Origin of the sequence: Streptomyces echinatus, from assembly GCF_014203595.1 — a bacterium.
Taxonomy (GTDB): Bacteria; Actinomycetota; Actinomycetes; order Streptomycetales; family Streptomycetaceae; genus Streptomyces; species Streptomyces echinatus.
The window spans coordinates 297,587-317,055 of the sequence record NZ_JACHJK010000003.1; the positions used below are offsets into that span (position 1 = coordinate 297,587).

Consider the following 19,469-nt stretch of genomic DNA (forward strand, 5'->3'; position numbering starts at 1 on the left):
CAGTGGCATCGGCTGCAGCTACATCTGGCGAGCCTGCGATAGTTGATCAAGCTTGCGGCGACGCCGGCGAAGGCGAGGAAGTGTTCGGCCTTGCACTCGTAGCGGCGGTGGGGGCGGCGGCAACCGGCCAGCCAGGACAGCGTTCCCAACCAGCGGCTACGACATCTACATCACCGACTCCTACGCGTCCGGGGGGCCCGGAGATGGCGAAAGCCGCCCACCTGAATCCCCCGTGGCGGGCGACTCGTGCCATGGCGTGCAGAGATCGAGATCGGCGGCGGCAACATAAGCGTCCTAGGCCGCTGGACGACACCGGCATGACGCCGGCGGCGGGATTCGAACCCGCGTCACTCTCTTGACAGGAGAAGTAGCCGCTGCCTGCGCACCTGCACTGCCGAGACGGTAACGCGACCCCCTGTGCTCGCGCAGCCCAGTTTCCACCAGCCTGCCCGGCCGGAGGGTCTCGTCGGGACGGGCAAGGATGCCGTGGTGGCTGCCGCGCCGGAGGACCTGCGGGTCGTCCTGGCCCCAGTCGAACGCGAGGGCCACCTCTGACCCGCACGGTGGCGGGACCTCGCCCGGCTGGGACGAGATCAGGGCCGGTGACACATCACTCGATTCCGAGGGGTCCGATGCCCAGGTCCTCGCGCATGAGGCGACGCATCTGCGCCATAGCCTTGCGTCGCCGCTCAATCAGGGGCGCGTCGTCGGCAGAGCCGACGGCCACTCCACGGGCATAGGCGTCGCGAATCGCGCGCAGGCGGTGGAACGCCTCGTTCCCCGCCTCCACGACCTGCGGCGGGCCCACGAGCCAGAGCCGTTCGCTTGCCGTGTAGAGGCCGGTACCGCGTACGGCTTCCCGCACCGCCGCGTCGCGTGCCGACTCGGACATGTGGTCGCCCAGGGCGACGGCTCGTATCTCCTCACCCGCGGCTTTCAGGGCGGAAACGTACTCCGTGTAGACCTCGCGCCGTACTTCCAGAGCGTGCCTGGCTTCCTCCCGCCGCCACCGGCTGCGGTCAGCGATCAAAGTGGCTGCAATGCCGATGACGGCACCGGTCAGTGTAGAGAGCAGGGGCGTCCATTCCATGTGCCGCAGCTTGTCGAAACCGGCGTGCTGGCACCAGTGCTTCGTGCTGCCGGACACTGGCAGGCGTCAAGCGCGGCGTGGGTGGGGCCGGGCGCAGCGGACACAGGTGGTCGCCGCCGGACGGATCTCCAGGCGTTCGGGCGGAATCGTCCCGCCGCACCCTTCGCACTGCCCGTACTGTCCCTGTTCGAGGCGCTCCAGTGCCCGGTCCAGCTCTTTCAGGTGCTCGCGCGTCTGCGCCATCAGCGCGGCGACGTGGGCCCGCTCGAAGGCGGTGGTGCCCCCTTCGGGGTCGTGCTCGTCGTCCACCGCGACCAGGGCGTTCGCCGCGACGATCCCGTCGAAGTCGCGGCTCAGCGCGGCCGCCCGAGCGAGGGTGTCGGCGCGGTCGGCCGCGAGACGTGCCCGGACGGTCGAGAAGTCGGACGGGCCAGATTCGTCGTGGCCGTAGCGGGATGTATCGCCCATGCTGAGGCAACGCTGATGCACGGTTACCGATTCCCGGCCGCCACCCACCAGCGCCGGTCCCGGAACGCGTTGCGCCTCGTCCAGCTCCAGCAGGCGAGGCTGTCGTAGCCCGTTCACCAGCACCAGGTCGCCCTCCCCGCCCCGCGCGACAGGCGCCTGCCCAGCTCGCACCACCGCGGCGGGCCCCAGCGACGACCGCACGACAGGCATACGGACTGACCAGCCCCCAAACACCCCACCCCATGACGCCACCACCGACTCCCCTCACCACCGACACGAGCCGAGAGATCGCACATGAATGCGGGTCCTGAACGAGGCGCGCGCCCGAGCACACCGTCAGGGGCGGGCTTCGTGCGCCTGGAAGATGCGCCCCATTACGCTCTGCGCACGGATGCATTCACTCCGTAACTTATTGGGTGTCTTCCCCCGTACACCCGGAGGCTCAGTTGACACGCACCCGAGTTCTCATCCTGATCACCGTCGCCGTTCTCACGGGCGGCACCGCCACGGCCGGTGCCGCCGTCGTGGACGGCGGCACCAAGGAGGCTGCCAAGCCGAAGGCCACCCTTCGGGCCGCGCACGGCCAGTACGAGGGCGCCCCCTCCAACGTCCCCGCGGGCGGACAGAACAGCGCGGGGGTGAGCTGCCCGGCCGGCCAGGTGCCCACGGGAGGCGGCGCCCGGACCAGCGGCTACGACATCTACATCACCGACTCCTACGCGTCCGGCTCCGGTTGGACAGTCCTCGGCAAGAACATCGGCAGCACGCAGCAGTCACTGCGGGCCGTCGTCGTCTGCACCGTTCCCTGAGACCCGGCTCCTACGGCGCCGCCACGGTGGCGACGGCACTCACACCGCCGCCACCGTGGACAACCGGGCACCACGCCGAGGGCCGCCTCCAGCGGCGGGGCCCAGGTGACCTGGTGTCCGTACCAGGGCGGGCCCGGCTGGCGTTGCGAAGGCCCGCGCAACATCTACCGCACACTCAGCGCAACAGATCCGCCCCCCTTGGGGCCTCATCACGAGGAACGGGGCGGACGCATGACCACCCGGCAGGCCTGAACCGGGTCACGGATCGCCCTGCAGGGGCTCCGAGTCGGAGCCTGAGCCGGCCGGCGGCCGAAGGCCCAAGGCCGAGCCGAACGCGGACGGATCGGGCCGGAAGAGCCGCCATACGATCATTCCACTGTGGCTGGACCCTTCAGTCGGTGAGAAGCGACTCCGGACGCGAAGGCGAGGATGTGCGGGACCGCTTCGCGCAGACTCGCGAAGTGACGATGCACGCCATCGACTGCCGCAGGGGTGTTGACGCCCCATACCGTCATCCCGGCATTCAACCCGGACTGAATTCCGGAGGGGGCGTCCTCAATGACCAGGCAGTCCTCCGGCCTCGCACCCAGTTGCGCGGCTGCCTGCAGATACGGCACCGGCGACGGCTTGCCTTCCGCCACGGCGGCGGCGTCCACGACAACCCTCGGGACCGGCAGGCCCGTCCGTGCGAAACGTCCACGTACTCGGTGCTCATAGTTGGAGGTCACCAGTGCCCAGGCCCCGGGCTTCAGGGCATTCAGCAGTTCCGAGGCGCCACCGAAGGCCGTATATGAGCCGGATCGAACGTCCTCGTCCTCCAGCTCATGCAGTGCGGCCAGACACTCCCGGGGGTCCTGGCCCGGGGCAACCTGGGCGAACGTTTCCATCGGCCTCGTCCGCAGTGCCACTCGGTAGACCTCATCAGGGTCCAATCCGTAGCGCCCGGCCCAGGTGTGCCAGACCAGGCGCTGATTGTCCACGGCATCGATCAACGTGCCATCGACATCGAACAGGACATACATCGTCGCAGCAGGACGGCCAGGTTCACTGATCACGCCTCGATCATGTCATCAGGCCCTGAACAGGCACTTTGCGGGACGCGCCTTGGCCGAGATGCCCGTTCCGGTATTTCTTGCGCCGGCAGCAAGACTTCATGTGCGCCGCTGATCGCATCATCGACCAGACGGCTCCTCTGCCGGCCCTGCAGCAGCGCCACCTGGTCAGCGCCAGCCGTTCAGCTCCGCCACCGTGTTGACCGTCGACAGCACCTCGGTGCCCACCTGCGTTCACACCGTGGCCGGCGTGGTGATGCCGTTCGCAGGGAGCTGAGGGAGATCGCTCACGCCAGGGCGACTATGGACAACCGGCGGCTGCGAGGCCAGGGTTGGCAGGCCGGGGCGCGGTGGTCGGGCCGCTCCTGTCGGGATGGTGCGGTCAGGGCACGGCCGTGAGGGCGGGCACGAGGCCGAAAGCAGTCGAGACTGGGCGCGCCCACGCATCGAGTGCAGCACGAGTCCGCGCCGCGATCGCGGCGAGCAGATCCCCCGGGTCCTCGTCGACGGCGGTGGACAACACCAGGTCGTACCCGTCCACGGTGGGTTCCACGTACAGCGTCCGGCGGGACGGCGACACCTCCCGGCGCCATTGGCTCCGGAGAGTCCACGCGCCGGGTCCCGCCTGAGACGCCCACTCGTCGAACGGCAGGTACTCCTCCACGACGAGCAGATCGCGATAGAGGTCGGACTCCGGCGGGCAAGCCGCAGCCGATCTGATCCCGGCTTCGCCGAGGTGGGAGTGGCGGCGGGCGGCTTCGATCGACGCAGCGAGTCGTCGGGTCGCCTCGGGCCATCGCTGGGAAGGACCGGCGAAGCGGGGCATGGGCAGCTCGGCGGTGAACTGGCCGACCATGCGCATCGCGCCGGGGAGCTCCGGCGGGCGCGCCGAGACCCGCAGGCCCAGCGGTTCGTGCGGCGGCCGGGCGGTGGCCTCGGTGAAAGCGGTCGAGACGAGTGCCGCGGCGACCATGTTCGGTGTGGTGCCCGCCGCGGTGGATACAGCGGTGAGGTGGGACAGCACCTCGCGGCGCCGGGCGACGGCCCGCTCGCGCGACGGGCTTGGGCCGTCGTGTGGAGGGAACGCCGATCCGTCCAGCGCACGGGCCCAGAACTTCGCGTCGTCGCCGTCTCGTCGGCCGCCCAGCCACCGCCGGTACGTGCGACCGTCGTCGCCCAGCGGCGCGGGTGGTTCGTCCCCGGTCGCCAGTGCCGCGTAGGCCCGTTGCAGCTCCCGGATGAGGGTCGGGAACGACCAGCCGTCGATGAGGGCGTTGTGGAAGGCGAGGGCGAGGCTGCTGTCCCGTGCGCCGACGAACAGTGCTGCTCTCATGAGCGGCGCGTTGGGCCGGAAGGGGATACCGAGCTGTGCCGTGAGCCAGTCGCGGGCTGCCTGGTGGGTGTCCGTGTCGGAGCGGGTGGTCAGTTCCGGTGCGGACGGCGCGGCTGTCTGGCTCCAGTCGCGTCCGAGCGCCGGGTAGCGCTCGATGACCTTCTGCCAGGCCCGGCGAGCGACCGAGGGCGTCAGCACCTCCGCGAAGGTCAGAACCGACTGCTCATGCATCGGCTGTGTCCCCCAGTCCGTGCGGTCGGTCCGTGCCAGGAGGCTCTTTTCGAGGGGAGTGAAGGACGAAGGCGAGAGGAACGTGGTCGTCGTGCTCGTGTCGCCCGGCTGCCGTCGCTCGGCGTAGGCCGCCGCTCCTCGGGCTGTCGGCCGATCCAGCAGTGTGCCGACCGTGCAGGGGATGCCGTGCTCGGCGAGGTCGACGACGATCGACATGAGGGTGAGCGAGCTGTGACCGGCGCGGAGCAGGTCCTCGTCCGGCCCGACCGGTTCCCGGGTGACACGCCGAACGGCCGCCAGAACGCGGGCGAGCAGGTCAGCCGAGTCGGAGCTGTCGGCTTCGGGCCCGATGCCGGCCGCCCGCAGCCATCCGGGTTCTCCCAGCAGCTCCGCGACCGGCCGGGACGGTTCGGAGAGTACGGCCACCGTACGGTCCAAGAGTCCGGCGACATGGCCGGCGGGCACCCGGGCCAGGTCGAACTGCGCCCGGAGCATGACCTCGTCAGTCCACACCGCGTCGAGGTTCAGGGCGAACTCGGTGTGCTCCGTGGTCCAGGCACGGCACCACGACAACCCGGGCGGTGGGTCGGGCAGGGCCGTCGAACGCTGCACGGTCAGCAGTGTGTCCGGTACACCTTGACGGCCCGCCTCCGACGCTGCCATCAGGGTCTGTGGCAAGGAGACGCCGGGATGCAGACGTCGCGGGCCGGCTCGCCGCGCGAGCTGTGCGGCGAGGGTGAGGCCGGTGTCGGCGGGACCCACGCGGGCGGTGATCGGCAGGGTGGTCAGGAACAGCCCTCCGGTGTGCAACGCCCCGGGCACCAGTGCGCGCAGGTCGACTGCCAGGCTGAGACAGGCCGCCGGCTCCCCCCGGCCGTGCGCGAGGACGGCCAGCAGGGCAGCCTGTGTCACTGCCGCGGGCGTAGTGCCGTGGGTCGCGGCGTCCCGCCTGACCCGAGTGATGTCCGGCTTCACCCCGCGCTGCTCGGTGATGAGCTCGGACGGCCCGGTCGGTGGCGGCCAGGTCGGCAAGAGCATCGGCATGTCGGCGATGTCGGCGGCGAATTCCGTGAGCGGGTCATCGCCGGTGTCGGCCCACAGCCGCCGGGTGGCCGAGACCAGGTCGAGTCGCGGCACGTCGAGACGTCCCGCGTAGGCGTCGGCCAGGGACCGCAGCAGGAGCTCGACGGTGGTGCCGTCGGCCACGGCGTGGTGGTGACTCAGTACGAGCAGGGCGGCGGTGTCGCCTTCGATCAGCAGGTCCAGCCGCAGCAGCGGCCCGGCCCGCATGTCGAGCGTCTGACCCGCGCGGCGAACCAGTTCCCCGGCGATGAGTTCACGCTGGGCCGGCGGTGTGCCGCGAAGGTCGTGTACCGCCCAGGTCTCGGCGTGGGGCTCGGTGCGCAAGACCTGGATCCAGCGGTCCTCGTGCCGGTGCAGCGTCAGGCGCGTGACCTGGTGATGGTGTTGCGTCTGCTCCCAGGCTCGCCGCAGTCGGTCCGGCTTCAGTGATCCGCTGACGCGCAGGACGCTCTGTTGCAGGTACTGTCCGGAGCCCTGGCTCGCCTCGGCCATCGCAACCTGCGCCGCCGTGCAGGGCAGCAACGCCTCGATCCTGGTTTCGGCGGGCGATGTCACGGCGACGGCGCCTCCAGCTCGTTCAACAGGTCGTTCAATGACGTCGGGCTGAGGCCCAGCAGGTCGGCACCGGGCGGCGACGACGCCGTACCCGCTGACGCTGCCTGGGAGGCGGCGGCCGTCAGCACGGTGGGCACACCGTCGCGCAGTCCGGTGAGCCATCCGCGTCGGAACGGAGCGGACGTTGCGGGATGGAAGGTGACGGTGAGCGTGGCCGTTCCCGGTTCGGCGGGGTCGATGTGGGCGTCGATGTGCACCAGGTGCGGACTCGACCGCGCGTTGTGGCCGGTGACGGCCGGCACCAGACGCGCCGTCGGCAGCGAGGCCGCGCTGAACCGGACCGGCTGGTGGAGGATGTTGACGATGACGCCGACGCCTGGTGGGGCCGCCACGACACGAGCCAAACGGCCGCGGTCGACGGCGGTGACCCTGGCCCGGCGTACCAGAGGCAGGGCCTGGGAGGGTGGAAGCTCCCGGGCCCGGTGGACGAGGTCGTTCTCGGTCAGCGCCGGCGTCAGGAGCGTGTAGCAGCCCGCGTCGGTGAGAGCGGATCGGCCGGGGACGAGGGGCCGCCCGTCGAGTTCCCGCCAGACACCGGCGACTGCGGTGTCCCGCCGCCCGGACAGGAGGATCGCGGTGGTGAGCAGGGCGGCGTCGAGATCCTCCAGGCCTGCGGAGGCGGGCAGCTCGACCCGCACATGTGTGGGGGTCGGCTGGGTCAGCGACTGCGCCTCCGACACCGTGGCGTTGCCGTGGACGACTGGGCCCCGGTCCGCCGCAGGGGCGGTGACGGATCTCGTGACCTTGGCCGGCTCCAGCTCTTGGAGGGTGGCGAGCCAGCGCAGAAAATCGGAGTCCGCGTGGGGATCGGTCGCCGCTTCCTGCGGCGGGTCCTGACCCATGACCGCGGCCAACAGGTCCACCAGCCGCGACAGCGCCGCAACGTCGATCACTACGTGGGCGGCGGCGAGGAGGACGGTCAGTCGGCCGTCGGGATGCCGAAGGTAGGCCCCGACGAGGTTCACGCCGGCCTTCGAATCCAGGGCCCCCGCCGCCGCATCCAGCAGGCCGTCGTCGGCGGCCGCCTCGATGACGGGTACCCGAACGGCACCGTCCCGAAGTGCGTAGCGCCACTCACCGTCGTCATTCCGGTGGATCGCCAGCCGCAACGCGACGGTCCCGGCGACCACGCGGTCCAGCGCCACGGCCAGCGTGTCCACGTCGATCAGCCACGGATCGAAGCGGACGGCCACGACGGGCGGGCAGGCGGTCGCCGAGGCGACCGCCATCGGCAGTACCGCGGAGGGCAGAACGCCTTGGAGCGGGGCCGCTGCCGGGCATGCCGTGGTCGATGAGGCGACGGCCCGCACGAACGCGTCCAGGGACTGGTTGGCGTACAGGGTGCCGATGTCGGTGGTGACGCCGACGGCGTCGAGGCGGGCCACCAGCTCCAGAGCGGTGAAAGAGTCCCCGCCGAGGGCGAAGAAGCCGGCCCCGCGGTCCAGGTCCGCTCCGGCTCCGAGGACCGCTCGCCAGGCGTCGTCGATGGGCGAGCCGTCCGCGGACGCGGGAGGGAGCGGGAGCCCTGTGCCCCCCGCCGGGGCGGAGTCCGTGTTCACGAGGTCCGTGGCCTCCCGCTCCAGGGCCCGGCGGTCCGACTTGCCGTTGCCGGTGACCGGCAGTTCCGACCGGACGACGATCCGGGCGGGGACCATGTAGGACGGCAGCCTGGCGGCCAGGTCCGCCTTGAGGTCCGCCTCCGTAATCGGGCCGGTGCTCGTCACGAAGGCGACGAGGGTGGCGTGACCGCGGCGCCGCACGCACACCACCGCGGCCGCGTCGACATCGTCGACGGCGCGCAGGGCCGCCGCGACCTCGCCCGTCTCGATCCGTCGGCCGCCCACCTTCACCTGGTGATCCTGCCGGCCCAGGTAGTGCACCACGCCGCTGTCGTCAAGGTAGCCGATGTCCCCGGTGCGGTACATCAGGCCGGCACCGCAGGGATCGGGCCCGAAGGCGGGACGGACGTCGGGCCCGATGTAGCCATTGCCGACGCAGAGCCCGGCGACGGCGATCTCGCCCGCGTATCCGTGCGGCCGGTGCCGCTGCCACTGGTCGAGCACTGAGAGGCGCACGTTTCGAGCGGCGGGGCCCAATGGTGCCGTGTGGCCCGGTTCATCGCCGTGGACCTGGTGCAGAGTGATGTCGTCGGCGGCCTCGGCGGGACCGTAGGCATTGGTGATGCTGACGTCCGGGAGCAGTTCCAGCAGGCGGCGGCACAGCTCCATCGGCAGTGGTTCCCCGGTCGGCAGAAGGTGCCGCAGTGGACGGAGCATCGTCGTGTCCAGCGCACCGGCGGCCGCCAACGCGCCGAGGACGTCGAGCAGCGAAGGCACCGCCTCGAGGACCGTGACCTGATCGGCGGCCACCGCCTGTGCCAGCAGCAACGGGTCGCGTGCCTCACCGTCGTCGACGATGCGCACCGAGGCGCCGACGGTGAGCGCCGCCACGCACTGCCAGACGTGTACGTCGAACCCGAGGGGCGCGTTCTGGGCGATGCAGTCGTCGGCACCGATGCCGATGTCGAGCATCATCTCGAGGTGGTTGTTCATGGCCGTGAGCCCGATCTCGACTCCCTTGGGCGCACCGGTCGACCCGCTGGTGAACAGAACGTACGCGGGATGTCCCGCGGACGGCGCGGGGCGGGCCACGAGAGCGGAGGGCGGCTGGTGGGGCCGCAGAACCGCGATCGCGCTCGACCGCAGCCGTGATCGCAGGCCGGTGCTCAGGTCCTGGTCGGTCAACAGCGCGGCCGGGCCGGTCTGGTCGAGCATCTGGAGCATGCGGGGCTCCGGATTGGCGACGTCGACCGGCACGTACACGGCGCCCAGGCCCCAGATCGCCAACTGTGCGGCGATCAGGGCCGGTCCGCGGCGCAGATGGACGGCGACCCGGTCTCCCTCGGTGACTCCATGCTCGGTCAGGGCCACTTGCACACCGCCCGCCAGGCCGGCCAACGCTTCGTAGGTGAGGCTGTCCGAGCCGCGCCGCAGGGCGGTCAGTGCGGCAGGCTGGGCCATGAATCGCTCGGTCACCGTCTGGAGGGGGACGGTGGCTGCGGGGCCGGTTCCCAGCCGGTGCAGAGCGTCGTGCTCGGCCTGGCCCACCACGTGCAGGCCCGTCAGCGGGGCGGTGTCGACGTCGCCTCCGGTCACCGCCGTGAGGAGTCGCAGGAAGACGGCGGCGACCGTGTCGAGGTCTGTTTGGTCGAGCCGTCTTCCGTCGGCGTGCCAGCGCAGTGCCGTGTGGTCGCCGCCGTCCACCACGGACAGCGTGACGGCGTACTGGGTCGCGGGGTCGGGCACCGGCACCTCTGTGACCCGCCAGCCGGCTTGCTGGAGATCCGCCGGCGGACGCCAGGCCGGCATGTGGTTGAACTCGTAGTCGGCGAAGACGCTGGTTCCGTCGGGCCGGCGGGCCGGTCGCAGCAATCCGAGTACGTCGGCGAACGGCTCGTCCCTGTGCCGCAGGGCGGCCACGAAACGCTCACGGGTGCGCTGGGCGAAGCCTGGGGCATTCTCCTGGTCGCTCAGGCGGCTGTGTACGGGCACCGTGGTGGTCGCCATCGAGATGTCGGCGTCCCCGCGTCGGAGCAGGCTCACCTGGCTGGTGAGGACGACTTCGCCGGCGTCGCTCCAGCGGTGCAGTGTCGCCGCGAAGACCGTCAGCAGCACCGAGGCATGGCTGTGCCCGTGTCGCCGCGCCCACATCCGCAGCCGTGCGTCGAGATCCCGGCCGACCAGGTCGCGCCTGTGCAGCAGGCCCCCGGTGGGCGTGCGGCCTTCCCGTTCGGGCAGGCTCTGTACGAGGTCGTCACCGAACTCCGCCAGCCAGTAGGCCGCGTCCGCGCGGGGCGCGGTTTTGGTCCTGCGGATGGCCGGCGCCGGTGCGACCGCCACGGCGTCAGCGCCTCGCTCGCACCGCACCCATTCCTGTAGAAGGCGGGAGACCAGGCGGTTGAAGCCGATGCCGTCCACGACCAAGTGGTGGGCGACCACGACCAGCGTGAACCCGGAGCCGCTGCCGCGCCGGCTCTCCAGCAGGTGGGCCCGCAGCATCGGCGGGTCGTCGAGATCGAACGGCTCGGCCATCGCCTGGGCGATGGCAGCGTTCAGATCGGTGTCCGGGGGCAGCCGGCGCGCACGCACTCCGGTCGAGGCCTCTGACCTGAGGAACGGGCGGGGTCGGCCCGCGTCGTCCAGTACCCCCAGCCGCAGCGCGGGCCAGTCGGCGACGAGCCGGTCCAGGGCGCTCTGAAGCGCCGCCGGAGAGCCGGCACCAGTCAGGTCGAGCACCCGGCACAGGTGATGGGCGGGTTGTGCCGCCAGCCGTTGGGCAGCCCAGATGTCGCGCTGGGCCGGGGTGAGGTGCACGGTGTTCATGGCGTCTCCCTGCCGGCCGGACCCGGGGGCGTGCTGGACGGCTCCGTCGATCGCAGGAGGCCGGTGAGCTGACCCATGGTGGGCGCGTCGAGGAAATCGGCGAGGTCCACCCAGTGACCGGTCTCGGTCTCGATGTCGTCGAGGAGTTCCATCGCCCGTAGTGAGTCGCCGCCGACGGCGAAGAAGTCCTCGTCCGGTTCGCCGGTACCGGAGGTGTGCCGCCGCCAGAGTCGGCCGACGATCGTGTCGACTGCCCCGCCGCCGGCGTGCGGCACCGGCGGCGAAGTCCTGGTGGGAGCACCACCGCTGTCCATTCCCGTCTTGGCCGATGCGGTGACCTGGCGAAGGACGGCGGCTCGGTCGATTTTGTCGCTCGTGGTGATCGGCACGGCGGGAACCCGGTGCCAGACCGAGGGCGTCGGTGGCGGCAGGGCGTCCGCGCGGTCCGGCGCGTCGGCGGTCGAGTCGGCCGGGAGGGGGACCCACACGCAGTGCAGGCGGTCGTCGTGGACAGTGACGGCCGCGTCACGGACGTCGGGCAGAGTGCGCAGCGCTGCCTCGATCGCGGTCAGCCGGATCCTCCGGCCGTGCAGCTTGGTCTCATCGTCCTCGCGTCCCACCACCACCAGGTCGCCGCCGTCGGTCAGTGTCCCGATGTCGCCGGTGTGGAGCGTCTGCGGTGGGCACGGCCCGAAAGCCGGTCCCCGCGGTTGGAACCGCTCCCCCCGTGTCTGGCCGCCGACCGGGGCGAGGTAGCCGTGGGCGACGCCCGCGCCTCGCACGATGATCCTTCCGGTCGCTCCGGGTCCGACCCGGACGCCGGCCTCGTCGACCACTTCCACCATGATTCCGGGCAGGGGGCGGCCGACCGGGATCGGCACCGGATCGGCTGTCCGCGCCGCCCCGGCCGTGGTCTCGGGCCCCGCCTCGAAGGTGGTGACGCATACGGCGGCCTCGGACGGGCCGTAGGCGTTCACCACGGCCCTTGCCAGGCCGGCCAGTTCAGCGGCCAGTGCGGTGTCCAGGGGTTCACCGGCACTGACCAGGGTCTCCAGCCGGATCCCAGCGACTTTCCACACGGACAGCACGACGCGCCACACGCTCGGGGGCAGGACGGCGTGGGTCACGCCGGTGGACCGCATCCGGGCGGCGAGCGCGGACGCCCGTTGCCACGACCCGTCGTCGCAGCAGACCACGGCCCCTCCGGCCAGCAGCGCCGGCAGCAGATCGGCCAGGACGGCGTCGTAGCCGAACGGCGCGAACAGCAGGGCCCTGCTGTCGACGCTCAGCCGGTACCGCTCGACGAGCGCGGTCACGGTGTTGCGCAGTCCGTCGGCGTGGTTGAGGACCGGTGCCGGTGGCCCCGTACTGCCGCTGGTGGCGATGACGTACGCGGGACGGGCGCAGGGCAGCGGCGTCCCGGTCACCGTGCCGGTCAACGCCCAGGGCTGCCCGAGCACTTCCAGCCCGGTGTCGTTCCCGGCGACCGCCCGTGGGCCGAGGGCCGCGGAATCCGCCGGCCGTAGTACCGGCGGTTCGACGCGCGCGCCGTCCGGTGTCCGCGCGCCGTGCTCGTCGCCCAGCACCGGCACCAGACCCAGCCGCCAGATAGACAGCAGCGCCACGACGGCATCCGCGCGGCTGCGTGGGGAAGCGAGTGCGAGCGGCGCTCCGGGCCGGGTCACCGCGAGACAGCGGAACAGCTCTGCCGCGCACGTCTCCACGGCGGCGCGGAGCTCGCCGGCGCTCCACGCCCGGTTCACGCCGATCAGAGCCGTACGGGTTTCGTCCCGGGCGGCGAGCCGGTCGAAAAGCCACCGCATCCCGGGAAGCGGGTCCGGCAGGGGAACACGGGTCATCGTGGGCTGCTCCGCTCTGCCCCCTGGCACGGCGGGCCTTCCGGTTTGCCTTCGTGGCGTGGCGTGATGGTCGGGCCGCGGCCCGGCGGCAGGATCCTGACGCGCACGTCGCGGTCGCTTCCGGCCCGGGCCGGGCCGGAAGCGAGGACCCGGTAGACGTTGCCGGGCCCGAAGACGTCGGTTCGGCCGTCGGCGTTGACACGGATACCGGCGTGGGCGTCCAGCCCCCAGCCCTCCTCCACCAGGCCGGTGGCCACCGAGTGGATCAGCCGGGTGAGTGTCCCCCACTGGGTGGCGTGGATGTCCACGCCGAACGGCACCAGGCCCAGACCGGGAAGGACAGCGAGCACCGGCAGGCCCTCGTCCCGCTCGCTCGGCGCAACGGGCACCGTGCTGCCGTCCGGGCGGCCCCGCACGGCCCCGCCGATGACGGCGTCGGCGCCGGCCACCGCGGCACCCGCGGAGAATCCCGCGTAGGGGATGTCGTGCTCGGCGAGGTGCCTGCGCACCTCGTGGGCGTGTTCGGCCAGGGCGCCTTGGTAGAGCGGGTTGTCGCCGCCGCACACGAACATGCCGGCGGCGACCCCGATGTCCTCGGGCCGTACCGCCGTACCGGGGCCCACCGTCACCTGCCGGGCCGGGGGCAGGCCGAGGCGCAGGAAGTACCTGCGCCACCCTTTCGGGTTGACGCCCTTCTGCAGCAGATAGACGAGTTCTCCAGGACGGTCGGCCACCTCTGTGGCGAACGCGGCGTACAGGTGGTCGAGTGGGTCGGGTGGCCAGCCGCCGCCGATCAGGTACGTCGCTGCCATGGCCTTCATGCCTCCGTCCGGCTGCCGCGTGCTGGAGCGTTCGGTTCGGCCGTCGCCCGGCGCAGGGCATCCAGCACCCGGGAGCGCCAGGAGTCGGTTGCCAGGACGTGACCGTCGACGACCAGCACGTCCAGGGTTCCGGTGTCGTATGTGGCGAGAGCGTCCTCGGCGGTGCACGCCATGGGCCGGCCATTGACGTTGAGCGAGGTGTTGAGCAGGACGGGGACGCCGGTGAGCGCCTCGAACGCGTCCAGCAGCTGCCACAAGACCGGGTGTTCGGACCGGTGGACGACTTGGACTCGGGAGGTGTTGTCGGCGTGTACCACCGCGGGGACCTCCTGCACCGCGGCCGGCCTGGCGTGTGCCACGGCGGTCATGTGCCGTAGTTGCGCCGGGGGCAGGTCGAAGTACCGCCGCGCGGCGCCGGCCTTGACCGCGGGAGCGAGCGGGCGGAACGGCTCGCGTTGTTTGACCGCCCGGTTGACCCGTTCTCGGCTGGCGACGGTGCGGGGGTCTGCGAAGATCGAGCGGTTGCCAAGGGCCCGCGGACCGAACTCCATCGGACCGTGTGCCCAGCCGACCACGGCGCCCGCGGCCAGGACCTGGGCGACCATGCGCGATCGGATCCGCGGGTCGGTGACGCAAGCGAGGTGGTCGGGGCGCCGGGCCAGTAGGGAGGTGGCTGTCGGCGGCGGCCCGAGCAGGGGCAGCGCCGGCCAGGCGGTGCGGGCTCTGTCGAGGTCGAGCAGGGCGAGTGCGGCACCGATCGCGGTGCCGTCGTCGCCCGGTGCGGGGGGCACCAGCAGCGCATCGCAGGCATGACCGGCCAGCCGCCCGACGGCCAGGCAGTTGAGCGCCACTCCGCCGCCGAACGCGACGTGCCCGATTCCCGTCCTCGCCACCGCGGTGGTGATGACGTGCTGGAGGGCCTGCTCCAGGCGCTGCTGGGCCGCGGCCGCGAGATCGGCGTGGTGCTGCTCGACGGGGTCCTCGCGGGCACGCCGAGGGCCGAGGCGGGCGGTGAGCCATGCACCGGCCGGGCGATGCAGTTCGCGTTCGGCGGGCCGGCCGGGCAGGGAGAGGAAGGCGATGTCGACGCCGCCGTCGTCGCGCAGTACGACCGCCTCGTCGAAGACCTTCCGGTACCGGTCCGGATCACCGTAGGCGGCCAGACCCATCACTTTGTACTCGTCGCTGTTGGCCAGCCAGCCCAGGTGCTGGGTGACGAGGCTGTAGTAGAGCCCCAGCGAAGCACGCCATGGCCAGGAACGGATCCGGTCGAGCCGGCCGTCGCGGTAGGCGAAGACGCTGAGAGCGTCGGTCTCGCCCAGCCCGTCGGCCACCACGACGGTGAGTCGGTCCTCGCCCGCGGCGGCGACCGCGTAGCAGGCGTGGGCGAGGTGGTGGCGGACCGGGGTGAGGGGCGGGACATGGCCGAAGTGCTCGGCGAACCAGCATTGTTGCAGGCGCGGGTCGAGCACGCCGGCGTAGCGGTCGGCTGCCCGGGGGTTGCCGTCATGCATCCGGCGCAGTCCGGTGTGGTCGAAGTTGTGCGCCACCGCGTCCACGTCGGTGATCGACAGTCCGGCCAGGCGCAGGCACTGTCGCAGCGCGGTGTCGGGGAAGGCATGGTCGAACTTTCGTCCGGACCACCGCTCCTGCTGACCGGCTGCGACCAGGTGCCCGTCGACGAACACCGCGGCCGCCGCGTCGTAGCCCTGGTAGTGCCGTTGTTCGGCGTCGCTGGCGTCGGGAAACGCACGGATGTGGTGTTCGCCGCTGCCGTGCAGGCCGCTGTATCCGACGACGACGCCGGGGTTCGGCGAGCGGGCTCGGCCGGTCACCGGTCACCTGGCCGACGCGTGATCCGGCGGGGCGCATCGAGGGTGAGCACGGGCAGGTTCCGGGCGGCGGCGAGACGGCGCAGGCGGTCCATCTCGTGTTCTCCGGTGTCGCCCGGCTGCTCCTCCTCGGTCCGAGGCGCCGGCCGGCCGAACAGGTGGCCGGTTCCTGGGGGGCCGTCGCAGCCGTAGACGGCCAACCGCCGGGCGCCCACGGCGGCCGCCAGCCGGAGTACGGCGTCCGCGTCCGCTCCGTCGAGACGGCTCGGGGGGCTGCTGGGTGCGACGAGGGGACCGTAGAGCCACCGAGCCGGGGCGCCGCGGGGTTCCATGGCGGTCATCAGGAGGTCCACCGCTCCGAACTCGTCGCCGACACCGTCGAACGCTTCGGGTTCCCGGCAGGCGCAGTCCGCCGCGAGCATGAGGGCGGTGGAGGGAGTCCGCACGTGCCAGGTGGCCTTCCCGCCGATGTCGAGTCCGCCGTGTTCGCCCTGGAACGGCAGTGCCGTCACGACGGCCGACTTGACCGTCACCTGCTCGTAGGGCTGGAGTTCGACGACGTTGCGGATGCCCAGCCGCAGCAGGCAGTCACGCAGGCTCGGGTCGGCGAAGCTGTCCGAGCGCGTTGCGGGTACGAGGGCCAGGCCGATGCGGTCCCGCAGGGCGAGGAGTGCCTCGGCGACGAGGTGGTCCGGATGCCCGTGGGAGATCAGCACCGCGTCGAGCCGCGGCGGGAGCCCGACGGGATCCGCCGCCGGCGGTGTGATCGGGTCGGCCAGCAGTGCTGTCCGACCCTCGCGGATGAGCACGCTGCAGTGTCCGAGGAAGTCGACGCCCGTCCGGTCGGTCGACCGTTCCCGCGGGGCGGCCGGTTCGTCGATGGGCCGGAGCAGCGCGGCGAGGGAGGCGTGGTCATCGGTCCGGTCGAGCCCGAGCGTCTCCAGCGCCGCGTCCAGCGGGGCTGGGGTGTACCGCAGGCGCAGCACGGCGTCGAGGCGGTCGCTGCGCAGGGCGGCGCTGACCTGCAACAGGCGGTCGTCGTTGACCAGTCTGGGTGTGTTGAGGAAGTGCGGGCGCGTTCCCGCCGGCCAGACGGCCACGCTTTCCGTGCCCGGTTCGATGGAACGCCGCAGGACTGTGCGCAGAAGGCGTACCGAATGCCCGTTCCCGCCGCTTTGCGGTTGCGTCACCCGCTCGATCGCACCGCTCAGTACCGCGTTGACCGGCCGGTCCGGATGGTTCAGCAGGCCCAGCAGTGCCTCGCCGACGGCGAGCGTGCCCGCTTCGGCGTCTTCGACGTGGTCGAGCCAGCGCCGGACCGAATCCGTCTGTCCGATGCCGAGATGGGCGAACGGGCCGCTGGCTGTGCGCCGGTCTCGCGCGGCAGCCGCGTGCCGACCGGGGTGGCGTAAGAAGGATTCGAGGAGGGGACGCTGGTGGCCCGCGAGATGCAGGGCCGCGTTGACCGGGTCCAGCGTCATGAGCCACGCGGCCCACTGCCGGACCAGTGGCTCGATCCGCACCCCGGGTGCCAACACGACGTGCCGCCCGGTGCTGGTGACGCCGTCGAATGCGGGGGCGGGCGGATGGACCATGAGCTCACATCCTGTCAACGCTGGCCAAGAGGAAGGCGCTGACTCCCATCGCCGTCAGCTGCCGTCGGGACACCCCTGGGGCACTTGCTGATGTGACTTGCCGATGATTGTGCCGCGGGTCATCCGTAGTCAAGGGGTTGCTTTCCGTCACGACTGCGGATCGCCGCCGACAGACACTCGACAGCCGAGGGATTCAGCAGGTTGACGCGCACGAAGCCGGGGTGTCCGGAGCCGCCGAAGCACGCGATGTCCATTCCGGCGATCCGGTGGGCGGCCACTTCGGGCCTGCCGAACACGAAGTAGCCGCCGACGGGTTCGACCGCATCGGGCAAGGCGCCGCCCGCACGCAGTCGGCGGTACCGGGCCTCGGCGAACCGCATCAACGGCAACGCCCCGTCCCCGGCGCCCAGTACAGCGACCGCCCGATGGGCGAATCGCCGGTCGGCCAGCCCGGCCGCCCCGTGCAGTCTGCCGTGCAGTTCGGCGAACGCTGTGGCACACCGCTCGGGTACCAGGGCGTAGGCGAACCGGAATCCGTGCAGGGCCAGGGTCTTGGTCGGGCAGACGAGCCGGAACGTCAGATCGGGATCCAGCCACTCGGTCGCCTCCGGACCCGCGCCGTCCCATCCCATGTACTGGAACGTGCCGTCCACGATCACGGTCGAACCGGTCCGGCACTGCCAGTCCCTGATGGCGTCCAGCGTCGCGCGCCCGACGGGCACACCGGCGAACCAGACCGGGTCGGTCAGCCACAGCAGGCACCGCCCGGTCGGCAGTCGCAGGGGTACGTCCTCGACGAAATCGACGTCCGGGGCGACGCGGTGGACGGTGAAACCCAGCCTGCGGATCCACCAACCGGCGTTGTAGTAGACCGGCGGCAGGTAGGCCAACTCGCGGACGCCGTCCAGGAACTGGTACAGCAACAACGTGGTCAGGAAACTGGTGGCACCGGCTCCGGGCACGCACCGGCGGGCGGTGACCGAGGGTTCCCCGTAGCGCCGCACGTGCAGGTCGGCCACAGCCGCTGCAAGTTCGGTGTCTTCGTCCATGTGGCTGTACGTGCCGAGCGCACCGAGCGCACCGACCGGTACGTCAGCCAGCTCGCCCAGGAAGGAGCGCGCGAACGGGTGTTCGCCGTTCCAGTCCGAGACGAACGTCCGCTCCGGCTCCTTCTCCAGTACTTCGCCGAGGCGGTCGTGTGCCGCGAGCTCGGAGTAGAGCAGGTCGCGGTCGTCGGACGTGTGCGGACTTGATGACGGCAGCGACAACGGTCGGCCTCCGTTCGGCACGTGAACGTGGCAAGCCAAGTTAGAGACCGTTCAGGTAGGCGGCAAGAGGGTCTTTTCCCCATCCCGTTACCGCTTTCGAGGCTCCGCCACGGGCCCCCGGCCATGGGGCCCGGGACGACTTCCCCTCCGGTCGTTCATGATCCGGCGGTGGCGACGGTCGGCCACCACGCTGTCGCGCCGACGTCTCTCGTCCGCAGTGGAGGGGTGGGCGGGGTGGGCTGCGACACCCGGAGACGTCCGGATCGGCCGAGCCGAGAGCGAGGCGGAGAGCCTTGCGGGAGATCACCTCCCGTCCCCACCGTCAATCTCGTAGATCCGCCCTTGCAGCCGTTCACCGGCCCAGTCCAGCCCGACGTCGAGGTCGAACCAGTGCCGGTCCTTGCGGGCTTCGGGCGCCGAGAGGTTCACCGCTGCCCAGGAGAACACCCCCTGGAGGATGGAACGCCCGTGCAGCGTTGTGCGCACGGACAAAGCAAACGGTGCAGCGAGTGCCGCGCGGGTGACCAGCATGACCTGTTCGTCTTCGAGATGTCGACGTCCACCCGTGAGGAACCGGGGCGTTTCCAGGATCTTGACCCACTCGACCGCTGCGTCTGCCACCTGGGCGCGCAAGGACTCCTCGATGCCCTTCCGGACGGCGGTCGCGGGGTCATCACCGAGCCAGCCAAGCCAGTGATCAGGATCAGTGAGCTTGCTGAAGTCGTCCTGTGGCACCCCGTGACGGGGATTCTCCTGGTACTCACCTGTCAGTCTTCCGCTGCTGTCCACCAACCACGCGCCGCGGATCGCCTCGGGAGGTACGTAGCCGTTCGGATCGTCGACATACCTCGGATCGATCTCGGCGACGCCGCCACCGGGATTCTCAGCAGTCGCGGCCAGTAGCGCCGGCTCGTTCGGTATGGCCTTACGGCTTCGCGGCCAAAAACGCCCCACGTTCCCGCTCCCCCGTTGCCCGACCAGTCGTTCGCGATTGTGCCGCACGGGGCAGGACCGCATGAGGTGGGGATGGG

12 protein-coding genes, 1 tRNA gene and 1 pseudogene are annotated in these 19,469 nt (G+C 71.4%); 1 reads left to right on the forward strand and 13 read right to left on the reverse strand.

What is annotated here, in order from left to right; all coding sequences use genetic code 11:
- Positions 1–29: 29 nt before the first annotated feature.
- The 4 genes and pseudogenes from FHS34_RS42435 to FHS34_RS09965 all read right to left on the reverse strand — a co-directional run.
- A pseudogene (locus tag FHS34_RS42435) lies at positions 30–143 on the reverse strand (IS5/IS1182 family transposase); the annotation flags it as partial.
- Positions 144–321: 178 nt separating this feature from the next.
- Positions 322–390 (reverse strand) — tRNA-Ser (locus tag FHS34_RS09955).
- Positions 391–610: 220 nt separating this feature from the next.
- Entirely contained in the window at positions 611–1,147 is a 537-nt protein-coding gene (locus FHS34_RS09960; RefSeq protein ID WP_225817325.1) for a hypothetical protein, read from the reverse strand.
- 9 nt (positions 1,148–1,156) lie between these two features.
- The gene (locus tag FHS34_RS09965; protein WP_184964251.1) at positions 1,157–1,558 is read right to left on the reverse strand and encodes a TraR/DksA family transcriptional regulator; all 402 of its coding nucleotides are present in this window, start codon (positions 1,556–1,558) and stop codon (positions 1,157–1,159) included.
- 446 nt (positions 1,559–2,004) lie between these two features.
- On the opposite strand from FHS34_RS09965, the gene FHS34_RS09970 reads away from it, so the two are divergent.
- Complete coding sequence (locus FHS34_RS09970; protein WP_184963363.1) at positions 2,005–2,367, forward strand: hypothetical protein; 363 nt, start codon at positions 2,005–2,007, stop codon at positions 2,365–2,367.
- A gap of 368 nt (positions 2,368–2,735) precedes the next feature.
- Here FHS34_RS09970 and FHS34_RS09975 read toward each other — a convergent pair whose 3' ends face one another.
- The 9 genes from FHS34_RS09975 to FHS34_RS10015 form a co-directional block, all read right to left on the reverse strand.
- Positions 2,736–3,422 carry an HAD-IA family hydrolase gene (locus FHS34_RS09975; protein ID WP_184963365.1) on the reverse strand — a complete coding sequence of 229 codons (687 nt, stop codon included), beginning with the start codon at positions 3,420–3,422 and terminating at the stop codon, positions 2,736–2,738.
- 379 nt (positions 3,423–3,801) lie between these two features.
- Positions 3,802–6,621, reverse strand: a complete 2,820-nt coding sequence (locus FHS34_RS09980; RefSeq protein ID WP_184963367.1) for a condensation domain-containing protein — start codon at positions 6,619–6,621, stop codon at positions 3,802–3,804.
- The gene (locus FHS34_RS09985) at positions 6,618–11,063 is read right to left on the reverse strand and encodes an AMP-binding protein (protein WP_184963369.1); all 4,446 of its coding nucleotides are present in this window, start codon (positions 11,061–11,063) and stop codon (positions 6,618–6,620) included. The genes FHS34_RS09980 and FHS34_RS09985 overlap by 4 nt, the downstream gene beginning before the upstream one ends.
- Positions 11,060–12,922 (reverse strand): non-ribosomal peptide synthetase, encoded by a 1,863-nt coding sequence (locus tag FHS34_RS09990; protein ID WP_184963371.1) that lies wholly within the window; start codon positions 12,920–12,922, stop codon positions 11,060–11,062. Before FHS34_RS09990 ends, FHS34_RS09985 begins: the two co-directional genes overlap by 4 nt.
- Positions 12,919–13,734, reverse strand: coding sequence for a type 1 glutamine amidotransferase family protein (locus tag FHS34_RS09995; protein WP_184963373.1), 816 nt, complete (start codon positions 13,732–13,734; stop codon positions 12,919–12,921). Before FHS34_RS09995 ends, FHS34_RS09990 begins: the two co-directional genes overlap by 4 nt.
- A gap of 5 nt (positions 13,735–13,739) precedes the next feature.
- Complete coding sequence (locus FHS34_RS10000; protein ID WP_184963375.1) at positions 13,740–15,578, reverse strand: carbamoyltransferase family protein; 1,839 nt, start codon at positions 15,576–15,578, stop codon at positions 13,740–13,742.
- Positions 15,575–17,170, reverse strand: coding sequence for an MBL fold metallo-hydrolase (locus tag FHS34_RS10005; RefSeq protein WP_184963377.1), 1,596 nt, complete (start codon positions 17,168–17,170; stop codon positions 15,575–15,577). Before FHS34_RS10005 ends, FHS34_RS10000 begins: the two co-directional genes overlap by 4 nt.
- Positions 17,171–17,289: 119 nt before the next feature.
- On the reverse strand, positions 17,290–18,438 hold the full coding sequence (locus tag FHS34_RS10010; RefSeq protein WP_184963380.1) for an aminotransferase class I/II-fold pyridoxal phosphate-dependent enzyme: 1,149 nt from the start codon (positions 18,436–18,438) through the stop codon (positions 17,290–17,292).
- Positions 18,439–18,741: 303 nt separating this feature from the next.
- Positions 18,742–19,392 (reverse strand): hypothetical protein, encoded by a 651-nt coding sequence (locus tag FHS34_RS10015; RefSeq protein WP_184963383.1) that lies wholly within the window; start codon positions 19,390–19,392, stop codon positions 18,742–18,744.
- Positions 19,393–19,469: the final 77 nt, after the last annotated feature.